The sequence below is a fragment of the Tumebacillus lipolyticus genome (assembly GCF_042682745.1).
GTDB lineage: Bacteria > Bacillota > Bacilli > Tumebacillales > Tumebacillaceae > Tumebacillus_A > Tumebacillus_A lipolyticus.
Genome location: NZ_JBHUIO010000002.1, coordinates 414,862 through 430,499 on the forward strand (window position 1 = coordinate 414,862; position 15,638 = coordinate 430,499).

Consider the following 15,638-nt stretch of genomic DNA (forward strand, 5'->3'; position numbering starts at 1 on the left):
ACGGCTCCCAAGATCTCTTGGGAGCCGTTCGTTGTTTTTACGAGATTGTGCTCTTTATCCGTCGATGCGGTGCGCCTCGCGGGACAGTCTGCCGATGGCAGGCTTTTTCGGCTTGCTCTCGCGGCCGATCGACTCGTCCACAATCTTGGCGAGCTCCGCGATCGTCGGGTTTTCAAACAGCCGCGCCACCGGCACTTCGACTTGGAACAGCTTGCGAACGCGGGTGACGATCTGCATCGCGAGCAGAGAATGTCCTCCCCGCTGAAAGAAATGATCATACACGCCCACTCGCTCGATGCCGAGCACTTCGCTCCACATCGACGCTAACTTCGCTTCGGTCGGGGTGCGCGGAGCTGTATAAGGCACCGTCGCATCGATTGCCTCAACTGTCGGTTGCGGCAAAGCGCGCAGGTCGATCTTGCCGTTTGGCAGCAGCGGGAACGAATCGAGCAGGACGAACGCAGACGGAATCATATAGTCGGGCAATTTTTGCTTCAACAGGTTGCGCAGGTCGGCGTCAGAAACGGCCGTGCTTGGGCCGATCAGGTAGGCGACCAATCGCACATCACCGCTGACATCTTCTCGGGCGATCACGACCGCCTCCCGGTGATCAGGATGCTCTTTGAGCACCGCTTCGATCTCCCCAAGCTCGATCCGAAATCCGCGAATCTTCACCTGATGGTCCAACCTGCCCAGATATTCTAACGTCCCATCTGCCAAGAAGCGAACCAGATCTCCCGTCTTGTACAGACGCTCCCCGTGCGCAGTTGGGTGAAAAACAAATTTTTCTGCGGTCAGATCGGCACGGTTGTGATACCCGCGCGCCAATCCCAGCCCGCCGATATGCAGTTCGCCTGCCACCAGCGCCGGAACGGGGCGCATCTGGCCGTCAAGCACGAACGTTTGCAGGTTGGCGATCGGTCGTCCGATCGGAACGGACCGCTTCGTCTCGCCTTTTTGACAGTCCCAGACGGTCGCATCGATCGTGCACTCGGTCGGTCCGTACAGGTTGTGCAACTTCGCGTCGAGCACTTGGAAGAAGCGTTCCTGCAGATCGATCGACAATGCTTCCCCGCCACAAAATACGTGCTTCAAGCTCTGACAGCTAGCGATCTCCGGCTCCTCCAACATCAGGCCGAGCATCGTCGGCACCAGCTGCAGCACGGTGATCTGTTGCGCTTTGACTGCGCTCACCAGATACCCGCTATCTCGATGCCCGCCCGGACGTGCGAGCACCAGCTGTGCTCCAGAGAGCAACGGTGCCCAAAACTCCCAGACGGACGCATCAAAGCCGATCGGCGTTTTCTGCAACACGCGATCACCCGCGCCCAGCGGATATGCTTCCTGCATCCACAGCATGTGGTTGACGATCGCCCGATGCGGAATTTCAACGCCTTTCGGTCGTCCGGTAGAGCCTGACGTGTAGAGGATATAGGCCAGATGGTCGGGCGACACTTCAACGTCCAGATTGTGCTCTGGGTAGGTTGCGATACGCTCTTCGTCGCGATCCAAGCAGATCGCCGTCGCAGCTTGGATCGGAATCTTTGCGAGGAGAGCCTCCTGTGTCAACACGACTGGGACTGCTGTGTCTTCAGCGATCCAAGCGATTCGCTCCTCCGGGTAGGAGGGGTCGAGCGGCACATAGGCACCGCCCGCTTTTAAGATCGCCAGCAAGCCCACCACAAGTTCAAGCGAACGCTCCATGCAGATTCCAACCGGCACATCGGCCCCCACGCCAAGCTCGCGCAGCTGATGCGCGACTCGATTGGACAGGCGGTTCAAGCGATCGTACGTCAACATTTGCCCTTCTAATGAGACGGCGACCGCTTCCGGCGTGAGTGCAACTTGCTGTTCGAGCAGCCGATGCAGGCGATCGGCTGTCACCGCGCCGACTTCCCCTTGCCATCCGAGCAACAGTTCCTGTTCGTTCGCGGTCAGCAGCGGAAGTGCATCCACCGAAGATGCGGGCGCCTCTGCGATGCTTGTGAGCAGCGTCTGAAAATGTCCGATCATTCGCTCGATCGTCGTTCGATCGAACAGCGATGTGCTGTACTCGAATACACCGTGTAGCTTTCCGCCCATCTCGCCCATCATCAGCGAGAGATCATACTGGGCAAACTGCTGCGGGAGCGCAATCGACTCCAGCATTAGCTCTCCTGCTGCGATCTTTGCTCCTGCTGCTCCCAATGCGAGCGCGATCAGCCCCTCCTCTTTCCAAAGCGCAGCGGACTGATAATTGAACATCACATTGAACAGGGGCGGCGAGCTGAGATCGCGATCTGGCTGCAGTCGCTCGACCAAAAGCTGGAATGGAAAGTCTTGATGCTTGAGCGCGGTCAGCACATCTGCCCGCACTCGCTCGACCACCTCTACAAATGGCGCCTTCTGCACGATTTGACTGCGCAGCACCACCGGGTTGACAAAATAGCCCACCGTCTGGGAAAACTTAGCCGAACTGCGCCCCGCGCTGGGCGAGCCGATCACAAAATCTGCCTGTCCCGAATAGCGATACAACAGCACCTGAAACGCGGTGAGCATCACCGTATAGAGCGTAACCCCCAGCTCTTTCGCCAGCGCATGCATTTGTTGCGTGATCTGCTCAGGCAGCTCGAACGCCTGCACAGCACCTGCCGAGTGCTGCACCGCAGGGCGCGTGCGATCGGTCGGCAGATCGAGCACCGGTACCTGTTCGAGCCGTTCCTGCCAATAGGACCAGAGGCGATCGCCCTCCTCCCCGCGCAACAGCTCTTGTTGCCAGCGCACATAGTCGAAATAGCTGTGATCGACCTCCGCTTTTCCATTCTCGGAATAATGCGCGCCCAACTCTTGCAACAACAAGCCGAACGACCAGAAGTCGACCGCGATATGGTGGGCGGTCACCTGCAAGAGGTGCTCCGTCTCTGAGATCTGCCAGAGGTGGACGCGCAGCAGTTGGCCGGTCGTAAAATCGAACGGGCGATTCGCTTCGGCGATCAGCTCTGCCCGCAGTTGATCTGCCGATAGCAGAGAAGCGTCCTTGACTACAACTGATGCCTCCGCTTGCGGCACCACCTTTTGGATCGGCTGGTCATCTTGCATTTCAACCGTAACCCGCAGCTGCGGATGCCTGGTCAACAGCTCTGCAAACGCAGCTTTCAACTTTTGCACATCCAGCCGCTGAGCGATGCGAACCGTCTTGGAGATGTTGTACGCCGCGCTCTCTGGCGCCACGCTTTGCATGAAATAGAGCGACTTCTGACCGAACGAAAGGAGAGACTCCGCTCGCTCCTCCGGCTCGACCGCTTCGAGCGGAGATCGGTCTGCACTTGCGTTCAGCTGCTCCGAGATCAGGCGGGAAAGCTCAGCTACGCTGGGGCCATCCAGAACGTCCGACATGGTCAGATCCACTGCAAACGTCACTTCTACGAGATGTTTGATCTCCACCGCCATCAGCGAGTCCATTCCGTACGCATGCAACGAGCGATCGATCGGAAGCTGACCGGGTGTCACTTTTAAGATCTCAGCACATTCGCCAAGCAAGAAGTTCGCGATTGGCGCCTCCCGCTCGTTTGTCGGCAGTGCGAGCAGTTCGCCGAGGTTCAACTCGATCCGTTCGGACGCTTCGACAGCTGCGCCTGCCCCCATCGCCGCCTGCGCCATCGCATCGTCTGCCACCACCTCTAACGTCCCGTTCAAAAAACGCTCTTTGCAAGCATGGCGTTGAATCTTTCCGGAGGACGTTTTCGGAATGCTCGCCGGTTTGATCAGCACCACCGCGTGCACCTGCAGCTGAAACTCTTCCGACACGCGCTTGCGAACTGCAGCGATGACCGCCTGATGATCGCCTTTTCGATGGGTGCGCTCGATCTCCTGAACGACGACCAGCCGCTCTTCTCCGCCGATCTCCACGGCAAAAGCTGCCCCGTTGCTGTTCTTGACGGCTGGATGGCTCTCCTGCACGACAAACTCCACATCCTGCGGATAGTAGTTTCGCCCGCGGATGATCAACAGGTCTTTGATCCGTCCGGTCAGATAGATCTGACCCTCTTTCCTAAATCCTAAATCTCCCGTTCGCAAAAACGGTCCGTCTCCCGAATCGGCCAGCGCGGCGCAGAACGTCTCCTCCGTCTGTTGCTCGCGATTCCAGTACCCGATCGCGATGTTCGGGCCTTTGACCCAGACCTCGCCAACCTGCCCGTCTGCACATGCCGTTTTCGAAGCGGCATCGACGATCAGCAGCTGTTGCCCCTTGCGGTCGCCTCGCCCGCTGCTCACCATCAACCGCGAGTCTGCTTCCGCTGTCGTTGCAACCGCTCGATTTTGCGCCAGCGCGTCCGCCTCGATCCGCTCGATCTGCGGAGTGTGACCGACCGTGCCTCCCGATACGAAAAGCGTCGCTTCTGCCAACCCATAGCAGGGGTAGAATGCCTCTTCCTTAAATCCGCAGGGCGCAAAAAACTCGGCGAACCGTTTGAGCGTCTCCGCGCGGACAGGCTCTGCCCCGGTGAACGCATTTTCCCAGCTGCTGAGGTCGAGCCCATCCCGCTGCTCCGGCGTTATCTTCTGCAAACAAAGCTCGTAGGCAAAGTTCGGCCCGCCGCTCACCGTCGCTTTCGTCTCGGAGATCGCCTGCAGCCAGCGGAGCGGTTTTTGAATAAAATCGACCGGTGCCATCAGCATCATCGGATACCCGGTGAACAGCGGCTGCAAGATCCCACCGATCAGCCCCATGTCATGATAGGGGGGCAACCAGACCACGCCCCGGCTCTCGGCTGTCGTCCCAAACGCCTCTTCGATCATCTCCAAATTGTGCAACAAGTTGCCATGTGTCAACATCACCCCTTTGGGTGTCGATGTGGAGCCTGACGTGTACTGCAGGAACGCAAGGCTCTCCATCCCGACATCAGGCTCAAGCCACAGCTCGGCCAGCGAGCGATCGGTCGCATCTGCGACCAGCCAGCGGAGCGCCTCCATCTCGGGCGACTCTGCAAATCGCTTTTCGATGCCAGCCAAGATCGTCTCTGTCGTCAGGGCAAACTTCGCCTCCGCATCGGCGACGACCGCTTGCAGTCGTCCGAGATTGCCGTTTTGGCGTGGAGGATAGGCGGGAACTGCCACAACCCCTCCGTACAAACAGCCAAAAAAGGCGGTCACATACTCGATCCCCGTCGGATACAGCAACAGCGCTCGCTCCCCGGTCGCGCCTTTCGCCTGCAGCCATGCGCCGATCGCTCGCGCACGCAGATCGAGCTCTCCATAGGTCAGCTCTATTCTTGTATCCTCTCCCCAAAACGAGTATGCAATTTGCTCTGGCTGTTCTGCCGCACGGCGCATCAGCAGGCCAACCAGCGAATCCACTCCACCGATCATCGATCGTTCAACCTCCCCGATTTACATACTTCATACATATTACAACCTACAGTGCGAAACCTCCTCTTTCCAGCTGCACACCTTTTCATTTCAACAGCGGTTCGCCGCGCATCTGCCGAGCATTAGGAATCCTTATGATACTCATAAAATCTTCCGATTTAATAAAGAAATCGAACCACGCTATACTCAAACTACAAAATGTTGTAGGAAGAAGTGATCTAGCATGACAGCTTTCACAAAGACTCACATCAGCGAACGCCCCGCGCTCGCCTTTGCGCTCGGCATCCTCTTCACCCTGTTGCTCTCCCTGCTCGGATTTGCGCTGGCGCAATTGCCAGGGCTCGATCATATCGGCCCGCTCGCCTGTGCGATCTTGCTCGCCATCCTCTATCGGCAAAAATTTGGCTATCCTGAAGCGGTGCGCACCGGCGTTCAGTTCTCCTCCAAGCGACTGCTGCGCATCGCCATCATCCTCTACGGATTAAAGCTGAATCTCGACCTGATGCTCAGCCAAGGGCTTCCCTTGTTAGCGCTCGACGCTCTGGTGATCCTTTTCGCGATCACCCTCTCGATCTTGCTCGCCAAGTGGTGGAAAGCGGACGCTTCCCTCACGCTGCTGCTCGGCATCGGCACCGGCATCTGCGGTGCTGCTGCGATTGCGGCAGTCTCTCCGATCTTGCGAACCAAACAGGAGGATTCGGCCCTCTCCGTCGGGATCATCGCGATGATCGGCACCCTGTTCTCAGTCGGTTACATCCTCTTGCTTCCGCTGCTTCCGATCTCAGCTGAAGCGTACGGGATCTGGTCGGGGCTGACCTTGCATGAGCTTGCACATGTCGCGCTCGCCGCCGCCCCCGCTGGGCAGGATGCGCTGGCGCTCGCCTTGTTGGCAAAATTGGGGCGCGTCCTGCTCCTCGTTCCCTTTTCCTTCCTGCTGCTCTTCTGGCAACGGAAAAAGGGAGGCAGCTCCGCGCCGGTTGAATTTCCGTGGTTTTTGCTCGGCTTTCTGGCGATGAGCGTCATCGGCACGTTGATTCTGCTGCCCGCAAGCATGCTCAGCGCGCTCTCGACGCTGACCACCCTGTTGCTGGCGATGGCGATGGTCGGGCTGGGTCTAAACGTTGCCCTGCGCGATCTGCGCAGCAAAGCGGGTCGCCCCCTGCTGATCATCATCGTCACCTCGCTGTTGCTCTCGCTCGGAGTACTGCTCTTGGTGTGAGATCGACACGATGTCGCTGAGACGGCGCGATCTGCCACTACCGCTCACCCCCTTCGAACTATCGAGTCGATGAAACGGCGAGCTGCTGAGAATCAAAAAAAGAGCGCATTCAGCCTTTACGGCCATGCGCTCTTTTCTGATTGGAACAACGATAGCGGAGGGCGATTTCTCAGCCTCTCTCCTCGTTGTGGGTTCGATTACCCGATCTGCTTGATAAACAGGACACGGCTCTGCCCTTGGCCGTCATAATCTTCGGCCACCCGCTCGACCGCAAAGCCCATCCGCTTGTGAAAGGAGATCGACCCTTCGTTTACCGGGGAGGTGATGCAGCGAACCTTCCGACAGCCTTTCTCGACCGCTCGCTCAAAAAAGAGCTGATACAAGCGGTTGCCCAGCTGCTGTTTTCGATAGTTCGGATCGACCCCGACAAAATGGATGTACGCCTCGTCTGGAGCTGTTTGCGAGACCAGGCCGACCAAAAAGGCGACGATCTTTCCCTCATCTTCCACCACGAAGCTCGTGTCTTGGAAATGGATAAAAAATAGCTTCGGAAGCATGGCTGCCATCTGCCGGCCGCCCCACCACTCATCGATGACCGAGATGACCTCCCGATAATCTTCCTCTCGAATCGCTCGCACCTGCATGTAGGACACTCCTCACTCCGTTTTCGTCTCTCCATCCAAAATCTGTTTCGCATCGGCCAGCCCTTGACGGTGGTTTTCAATATACGCTACGATCTGATCTTTTAATTCGCTTACCGAGTTGGCATAGAGAAAATCATCATTGATCACCACATACGCATAGCGGATACAGATTCCACAGCGATCCAAACACCCGTCCGGTTCGATCGAAAGCTCCGGATAGGTCGCAGATAGCCAATCGATCGTCGCAATGTCATCCAAAAACATATTGCTCGAACAGCACTCCAGCACAAACTGCTTCTCCACTTCAGTCACGGTCAGTCCTCCCTTTCCTCACTGTTCCCTTTTAGCCTTTCGACCAGCCGACACATATCCTCCGGCAAAGGGGATTGAAACAGCATCTTCTCACCTGAGCGCGGATGGACGAATCCGAGAAGTTTTGCGTGCAGCGCTTGCCGTTCGATCCATCGCTGATCATCTGTCGTCCCGTACATCGCATCCCCGAACAGCGGATGGCCGAGATGCTTCATATGCACTCGTATCTGGTGCGTTCTGCCCGTATGCAGCTTCAGATCGACCTGCGTGCCCTCCGCGAAACGGTCGGTCACCCGGTATTCGGTGCTCGCCTCCTGCCCGTCCGCTCGAACCTCACGCACTCGAAAATCGTCATCGTTGCGGCCGATCGGTCCGACGACCAAGCCCTCGTCCCGCTCAAGCACACCATTCACGATCGCCGTATAGGCACGGTCGATCGTGCGCTCCATCATCTGGCGGCTCAACAGCTGATGCGCATGGTGGTTTTTGGCGATCACCAACAGGCCAGAAGTCCACTGGTCGATCCGATGGACGGGACGAAAGCGAGCGACGATGCCCCGCTGCTGCCAATCGTAGACCACACCGTTGGCGAGCGTGCCCGTCCAATGGCCTGACGTCGGGTGCACGATCAGACCTGCTCGCTTTTCCACCACCAGCACGTCCTCATCCTCAAACACGTTTTGAAAGGGGATCGGCTCCGGCAGGATGTCGACCGACTCTTCTGCCGGCAGGATCAGGCGCAGGTGATCGCCTTCTGCCAACCGCCACGAGAGCCAGATCGGTTCGCCGTTCACCAGCACCCCTTGCGCTGCGACCAGCTTGCGAATGACGCGACGCGACATGTGCAATCGCTTTTGCAGCACCTCTTTGATCTGCTTTCCCGCCCATTCCTGATCGATCGTCAGCGCATACAACTCATCCTTCATCAAAAGAGTCTACTCCTCCTTCCGCTTATTCTTCCCATGTTTTTCCCGACGCGAGGGAAGGCGCATCTCCAGCTCCCAGCGGTTCGCTTCTTCCTGTTCTTGATAGAAGCGCTCCTCCTCGTCCAGATCGAGCACCGGATGCCCGAGTCGCCTTTGTCGAGGGTGTGCAGAAGCTGCTGGGGGCAGACTGCGCTTGCGCACGCCGTTAGGGTCATAGAAAGCGTAGAACAACAGGCGATCCAGCTGTTTGTTCAACAGCCACAAAGCGGCGAGCAGCATCACGACCGAGCCGAGCAAGTATCCTGCACCTGGCGACCAGTTGAGCTCCGTTGCCAGCGCCCCACCTGCCAGCAGCGCGAGCACGGCAATCCCAGCTGCCCACAACGCTTGCTTGCGCGCATCAAAGTAGAGCAGGAGCAAAAAGGCGGTGATCCAGACCATATGCGGTACCGAACCGATGATCGTCCACTGAAACGTGTCGATCACATTGGGATAGAACTGTTTGACCTGCTGAGCAAACACCCAGGACAGGCTCGCCACAAACGCTTGAATTTTCATCATCCGGAGCAGAGCGGCTTTCGTCTCCGTCCTCAGTTCCTCCTCAAACATCCGTACGGGGGCCAGCGTGTCACCGCTTTCGATCGCATCATAAAAGCGCCGGAACACTTGGTAGAAGTCCGTTTCGATGTTGACGGAGAACAGCGTAAAGGCGGGGATGAAGGCTAAAAACGTCCAAAACTTCGCCAGATCATACCCTGGAGAGAGCAGGTAGCTCCCCCCGACGATCAGACCTTGATCGGAAAACCAATAGATCCCGTTGTCCACCCAAAGCGTCATCGCGTACAAAAAACCGATGCCCAGCAGTTCAGGGTAGCGCCGATACTGCGGGAGCGCATCATATAGCACAGGCATTTGGCCAGGAAAATCGCGGACGATCACCCGACCCAACCAAAGAAATGCGACCGCCTGCCCGCAGGTGAACAGCCCGAGCATCACCGTTTCGTCAACTTGGGCGCTCGCCACGCTCAAGTAGATCGAGTACACCAGTGCGGATACGCCGAGCATCAGCAGCCCGAACAAAAAACCGCGGGCGATGTCCCAATACGCTTTGGCTGCGGAGAGCAGGATCATCGCAAGTCCCAGCTGTGTGAGCAGGACGGTCAGCACGACCGTCCAGATCTTATACGCGATCGGCAAGGGCAACAGCCATTGAAACGCGGTGGATAACGCTAACGCCGCCAAGCCGGTGTAGAGATAGATCCCGGTAAATCCGCTCAGCAGGCGCTCCGGCGCTTCCACATAGAGGGCGTCTGCCAGATAGCGCGTCAAAAAGAATTGTGCGGTCGTCGAGATCAGGTTGGAACCGATCATCGCATAGGTGATCGTCGCAAAAAACAGATCGCGCTGATCCGCCTGCAGGCCGAGCGCATTTCCCCACGCCAACAGCAGAAACAGTGAGATCAACGTCAGTAGCCACGGACCTGCCGCAACGAAAGCGGCCGCGCTGTACACCCGCCATTTTCCCGATCTGCCGAGCTCGCCCAGCGCTTTGCGCAAAGTGAATCCGATGCCCGCCACTACGACATCACCGCCTCATCGTAGAGCTTGCGATACGATCGCATCACATCGCGCAACGTGTAGTATCTTCGCACACGCTCTCGCCCGACGCGCCCCATCTGCTCGCGAAGCGGCCGGTCGCCCGACAGCTTGAGCAGTGCAGCCCCCGTCTCATCGGGCGCCATCAATCGGGTGACGATGCCGCATTCGCCAAGATCATCCCCTGCAAACCCTTCGATCAGCTCTCGGCACGCGCCGACATCTGTGGCGACGATCGGCAGTCCCGCCGCCATCGCTTCTAACATCACCAACGGCTGTCCCTCCGAGATCGAGGTGAGCAAGATGCAGTCGAGCTTGGGCAGGTAGTCGAGGACGTTGACCGACCCGGTCCACTGCACGCGCTCGGCGATGCCGAGCGATTCGATCAGGGCTAAACATTCCTCAAAATACTCCTGATCCTCATCCTGTGGTCCGATCAGCATCATCCTCGCGTCAGGCTGCTGCCTGAGCACGACCGCCATCGCCCGCAGCAGCGTCTTCACATCTTTGATCGGGACAACCCGCAGAATCGCCCCGATCGTGAACGGCCGATCGGGCGTCGGAGTGACCTGCGCATACAGATCTGGGTTGACACCGTTTGGAATCAAGCGCATCTTCTCCTGCACCGCCCCGTAGAACAGCTGCGCTTTCTGATTGCCTTGTGAAAGCGTGGTCACATATTTTGCCGACTCGTATCCTGCGCGCCCGACGCGCACAAAAAATTGGTTCCACCAGCCTTTGAGCGGCAACGATACCCAGTCGGCGCGCACGATCTCCTCTTCTCGTTCTCTGGTGTAGATCCCGTGTTCCGTGATGATCAGCGGCAGCCCCGACAGGCGGTTGATCACCGCACCGCACCACCCGGCATAGCCGGTTGATGCCGCATGCATCAACTGCCCTGGCGGAAGCGGCACTCGAAACAGGTGCAACATCGGCAGCCACATCGAGCGCCAATTCCAGACAAAATCGACGAGAGCGGGTGCGTTCGGCAATTCGCGATACACATCGAGCGTCACTTCCCACGCCCACTTTTCCTCCAAGATCGCTTCGACCGAAGGCGTATGCCGCTTCGAGCGAATGATCGACAGCGTCTCTTGGCTTGGCAGCTCACCCGTCTTAAAAAAATGGTGCATCTCTTCACGGTGCCGCTTGCGCCAGCGCCAAAGTCCGCCCTGCTCTTGATCTTGATCGTGCAGGTAGACCTCTTGCAGATGCGTGACATTCGCTGGCAGCTCATACTTATATCGCGCGTTTTTCTGGCGGGTCGCACCGATGTACACCAGCGAGAACTCGCAATCTGACATCGTTCTGATCAGCTGGTGCGTCCAAGAAGAGACGCCTCCTTGCACGTATGGATACGTTCCTTCCAGCAACAACGTCACCTTCACTTCGCCACCTCCAGCACCAACATCGGTTCGGTGACCTCCACCCAGAGCAGACCGTACTCCTCATTGCGCGAAACGATCTTTCCACCCGCTTTCACATCCCAATCATGCGGCGCTGCGACCCGAACTTCCAGATAGACCGGCCCTTTTAGCGGAGTCAGATAGGCGGTCAATCTCCCCGCCTGCGACCGATCGATCTGCACCTGGGTCTGATGATACAGGCGCAGCTTATCTGAAAGCTCGCTTGCGGTCAGCGGTTGCAACCAGGAGAAACGCAAGTTTACATCTTGGACCAACCGATCAAATCCATCGCGCAGTTTGTCCCACGTCATGCCTTTTCCCCGCTCATCGCTGAACACATCGTCAGGATGATTAAAGTGGGAGACGATGCCGAGCGTCGCCACCAACGAGTAGAGATCGGAAAGTTCGTCCGCCTCCGGTGAGTAGCCAGAGGTCGCGCGCGGCGTGCCCATCACTTGCGGATAATCAGGATCGGGCAAAAACTCCTGCGCCAGCTCCCCTTGTTTTCCGCTCGTCGCATAGAGCGATGAGATCGTTTTTAAATCGGGGAACGCTTTGAGCAACTGATCCTTTCCTTCCTTGCTCAAAACGTTCGAAGGCGGGATGTACATCGTCGGCAACTGCGAGTGAATTTCTGCCTTCCACGTGTTGCGAGCTGCGAGGAGCGACTGAAGCATCGCCTGCTCAGATGGCCACGGCCTGTACCCGTACAGCTCCTGCTCTTCTGGCGTATAAGACAGGTTGAGCGATTGGTGATTGAAGCCGTGCAGACCGATCTCGCCACTGTCTTCGATCAGCTTTACCTCTAAGTCGAACAACAGCTGCTGGCCTTCGTGCAGAACTTCAAACGGTGGCGTCACGCGGTCGCTGTACATAAAAATCGTCCCGACCGAATAGCGAACGCCATATTTTTTGGCGATCTCCTGCATATCTGGGTCCCAACGCTTCAGCCGAAAATCGTAATCGGTCATCCCCGTCAGATTGCCTTCTGAGACGCGGTTGTAGGCGGGCGATGGAAAGTCATCGATAAACCAGACCTGCCCGCCGATCGTCGCCTTGGCACCATCGCCCTGTGCTTTGATCATCGACTGCACAAACGCGCCGCGCATCACCGACTCATGCAGCAGCAGCGTGTTCCAGTACAACACGCCGCCCTTTCCTTGCTCCATTCGCCAAAGATAGGGAATGCCGCTCGGCTCCACCGACTCCGCCCACACGTTCACCTGGGAGCTCAGCTGCACCTCTAAAGACGAGGAGGTCACCCGCTCCGCACTCAAAGTCTGCTCGCTCAAGCCAGGATAGATCTTCTCCGTCCAGCGCAAGCCGGTCGGCGCGGTCGGTGCGAAGTCGACCGACCCTAAGATGCCCATGAACGAGTTGATCGGAGAATCGGAGCTGCGGATCGTGTTGACCAACAGCCCGCCCTGTTCAGTTACATATCTTTTGATGTTCTCAACGTGCGGCAAGTTGGCCTGCTGTTCGGCCACCAGAATGATCGCACCTTGCGCATACTGATCGAGCGGAGTGTTCAGCTGGCGATATTCGGCAAAGCTCATCACATCGACCGGCAGTTTGCCATAGCTCATCGCCATCGCCAGATTGTCCCGGGTCGCCTTCGTCTCGGCAATTCGGTCCTCTGCGTTATACAACAGCAAGTAGCGCTGGTGAGGTGCATCTGGCAACACCGTTTGCTTCGAGTGCGTGAATTCGAACTCTGGCGACCACCTTTTGTCGCTCCCCACCCATTCCTGAACACGGGTGGGAATGGTGAGCGCTAAAACGATCAGCAAAATCGCATAGACTGCAACTCGCCAGACGGGCAGCTTGGTCTTTCTCATCTGTTCCCCTCCCGTCGCCACAGTTGCACCAATCCTTGCATAAAGTCTGGCAGATGGTGCACATCTGTCACCTCGCGTACCAAGCGGATCAGCAGTTCCTGATCGTTTTGCTCATAGGCGAGCTGAATCAAGACCCCTCTTGCCCGGTCCGCCGTTTCCGCCTGTCGCTGTCCCAACCACAGCTTCGCTTCCGCCTCCGCCTCCTGATATCGCTTCAAGAAAAAGAGGGTTTGCGCCTTTTCGATGCCCACCTGCGGCTGATCGGGGTTGAGGAAAAGCGATCGCTTTAGGACTGTTAAGCGCTTGTCCAAATAAAAGTGAGATAATTCTGCGCCGGCAATCCCCTCTTCGATGATCAGCTCATATTCGGTCGCGAGTTCATTCCAAGCGTCAACATCTTCGGGCATGCGCTCCAATCGTTTTTCCAAACGACGAATCTGTGCAGAATGAGCAGCTTCTGCTCGCGAGAGCAAAGAAGCACCATAATAGCGAACTTCCGGATCAGGATCATCGAGCGCTTTTCGCACGACCGGCACCTGAATCTTGGAGCTCATCGACTGCGCCTGCAAGAGCACGCGCTTCTTCTTCTGCGCGTCCTGACCCTCCAGCACATCGATCAGCGGAACGACATCGAGCACGCCCCCCCAATCGATCGAAGAGCGATACACCTCTTGGGCGACCGGTACATCTTGCCAAGCTCCCTGTACCCGAGTCACCTGTGTCGACCAAAGGGCGGCGATCAGACCTCCGATCCCAGGCAGCAAGAAACAGGTCAGTGCGGTCAGCGCTTGCCGAGAACTCCACGGCTGAATTCCAGAGATCGGTTGGGCGAGATGAGCGACCAAGAGCGCGAACGCCGCTCGCAGGAACAGCAACCAGACCATCCCCTGCAGCGCGAATACAAAAAGGAATAAATCCACTACTGCGAACAGAGCGAACAGGATGATCGAGCGCAGATGGCGCGCTCGCACCAGCGTATCGAACACGTTTTGCTTGCTGTGTTTCGCTTTGCGCGAACTCAGTTCTGCACTCATCGCGCTTCAACCTTGCTTTCTATCCGTATTTGACATTCATTGTGCAACACTTGAAGATCGAGAATTTGAAATTCTGCCGACTCGATTCGCTCCTCGATTCGCTGAACAACCCCTCCGGCGTACTGTTGCTCCATCGTCGGAAAGAGCAACAGCAAGCGCATCGACGATGGCTCCCACATCGCGAGGTCGAAGGTGCGCATCTTCCCCCGCAGCCTTTCGGTCAACAGCTGGGGAATCTGATCGTCCGGCAAAGACGTATGCAAAGTCGCTTCGATAATCGTATAAGGAATCCCATAACGAACATAGCGATCATGCTCGATCGCGCATTGCTCTTCAAAATAGGGCGCTCGCAAAAAGCGCGAATTCGGATAGGTCGCCTCGGTCTGACGGGCCGTCTCAAAAGCGGTCGCACGCTCAAGCGAAGAGGATGCCCATCTGGTCAAGACCTGTAACAGTTGTGTCGTGTCGGCCGTCACCTTCGAGAGCGGCAACTTGTGAATCGCGATCAGCGCATAGGTCCGCTTTTGCCGAAAGAGCGGCACGATATAGATCGGCGCCGGACGCTCGTCCGCCTCCTGAAACGTGAGCACTTCCCCCGCTTCGATCGCTCTCTTCACCAGCTCATGCGCATCGATCGACACCGAGTTGGACCAGGCGGGCTCACCCACGCGCACCGCAAGGCGTGCAAATCGATTGCCCTCCTCGATTCGGTAGATGCTCGCCTGCTCCACCTGCAAAAGGTCTTCGAGCACGCCGAGCAGCTCGGTTAAGATCTTTTCGACAGACAGCACGTTCAAACTCTGTGCGATCTGGTAGAGTCGGGTCATCGTCGCCGTCTGCCCCAGCACGCGACCTTGCAATTCGAGCAGCGCCGTCTCCGCCTGTTGCAAGCGGGACCTGGCAGCTACCGATTCCTTTTGCAGCAGCTCCGCCTGATCGCGCAAGCGCTGCATGCGCCGCTCCATCGTGATTCGCAATTCGCCGAGCACATAGCCTGCGACGATCAAAAACATTGGGGTCAGATAGTGGGTTGGATCAGCGATGATAAATGTCCAGAGAGCATTGAGTGGAAAAGCTGTGGTGAACGTGAGCATGGCCAAATAGAGCAGGGAGGCTAAAAGCCCTGCTAGAACACCGATCACAGGGCCTGCGACCCATGCGCCGTAGATCACGAACAGAAAGAACGGAGAGGGGTTTAAATTTAACAGGGTTGCTGCAGGAAAAAAGCCTACCAACAAGCCGAGCCCGATCAAGACTTCGAGCAGCCCGGTCAGCTTTCGACGAAGCGGTATCATCTCGTTACCTCCAGAAGTT

Annotated in this window: 10 protein-coding genes; 1 reads left to right on the plus strand and 9 read right to left on the minus strand. The window is 57.4% G+C overall.

Going from position 1 to position 15,638, the window contains the following annotated elements:
- Positions 1-54: 54 nt before the first annotated feature.
- On the minus strand, positions 55-5,349 hold the full coding sequence (locus ACFSOY_RS01280; protein WP_386043554.1) for an amino acid adenylation domain-containing protein: 5,295 nt from the start codon (positions 5,347-5,349) through the stop codon (positions 55-57).
- A gap of 223 nt (positions 5,350-5,572) precedes the next feature.
- Here ACFSOY_RS01280 and ACFSOY_RS01285 point away from each other — a divergent pair, with 223 nt between their 5' ends.
- The gene (locus ACFSOY_RS01285; RefSeq protein ID WP_386043556.1) at positions 5,573-6,568 is read left to right on the plus strand and encodes a YeiH family protein; all 996 of its coding nucleotides are present in this window, start codon (positions 5,573-5,575) and stop codon (positions 6,566-6,568) included.
- Positions 6,569-6,765: 197 nt separating this feature from the next.
- On the opposite strand, the gene ACFSOY_RS01290 is transcribed toward ACFSOY_RS01285, so the two are convergent.
- Genes ACFSOY_RS01290 through ACFSOY_RS01325 form a run of 8 tightly spaced genes read right to left on the minus strand, consistent with a single transcriptional unit; the run spans position 6,766 to position 15,619 of the window.
- Complete coding sequence (locus ACFSOY_RS01290) at positions 6,766-7,212, minus strand: GNAT family N-acetyltransferase (protein ID WP_386043558.1); 447 nt, start codon at positions 7,210-7,212, stop codon at positions 6,766-6,768.
- Between the two features lie 12 nt (positions 7,213-7,224).
- A complete protein-coding gene (locus ACFSOY_RS01295) occupies positions 7,225-7,524 on the minus strand; it encodes a YuzB family protein (RefSeq protein ID WP_386043561.1) in 300 nt (99 codons plus the stop codon).
- Positions 7,525-7,526: 2 nt separating this feature from the next.
- Positions 7,527-8,450, minus strand: coding sequence for an RluA family pseudouridine synthase (locus tag ACFSOY_RS01300; protein ID WP_386043563.1), 924 nt, complete (start codon positions 8,448-8,450; stop codon positions 7,527-7,529).
- Positions 8,451-8,459: 9 nt separating this feature from the next.
- Positions 8,460-10,028 carry an exopolysaccharide Pel transporter PelG gene (gene pelG / locus ACFSOY_RS01305; protein WP_386043565.1) on the minus strand — a complete coding sequence of 523 codons (1,569 nt, stop codon included), beginning with the start codon at positions 10,026-10,028 and terminating at the stop codon, positions 8,460-8,462.
- On the minus strand, positions 10,028-11,434 hold the full coding sequence (gene pelF, locus ACFSOY_RS01310) for a GT4 family glycosyltransferase PelF (protein WP_386043567.1): 1,407 nt from the start codon (positions 11,432-11,434) through the stop codon (positions 10,028-10,030). The genes pelG and pelF overlap by 1 nt, the downstream gene beginning before the upstream one ends.
- The gene (locus ACFSOY_RS01315; RefSeq protein ID WP_386043569.1) at positions 11,431-13,290 is read right to left on the minus strand and encodes a DUF2194 domain-containing protein; all 1,860 of its coding nucleotides are present in this window, start codon (positions 13,288-13,290) and stop codon (positions 11,431-11,433) included. The genes pelF and ACFSOY_RS01315 overlap by 4 nt, the downstream gene beginning before the upstream one ends.
- Positions 13,287-14,324, minus strand: coding sequence for a tetratricopeptide repeat protein (locus tag ACFSOY_RS01320; RefSeq protein WP_386043571.1), 1,038 nt, complete (start codon positions 14,322-14,324; stop codon positions 13,287-13,289). Before ACFSOY_RS01320 ends, ACFSOY_RS01315 begins: the two co-directional genes overlap by 4 nt.
- Positions 14,321-15,619, minus strand: a complete 1,299-nt coding sequence (locus ACFSOY_RS01325) for a GAF domain-containing protein (protein WP_386043573.1) — start codon at positions 15,617-15,619, stop codon at positions 14,321-14,323. The genes ACFSOY_RS01320 and ACFSOY_RS01325 overlap by 4 nt, the downstream gene beginning before the upstream one ends.
- Positions 15,620-15,638: the final 19 nt, after the last annotated feature.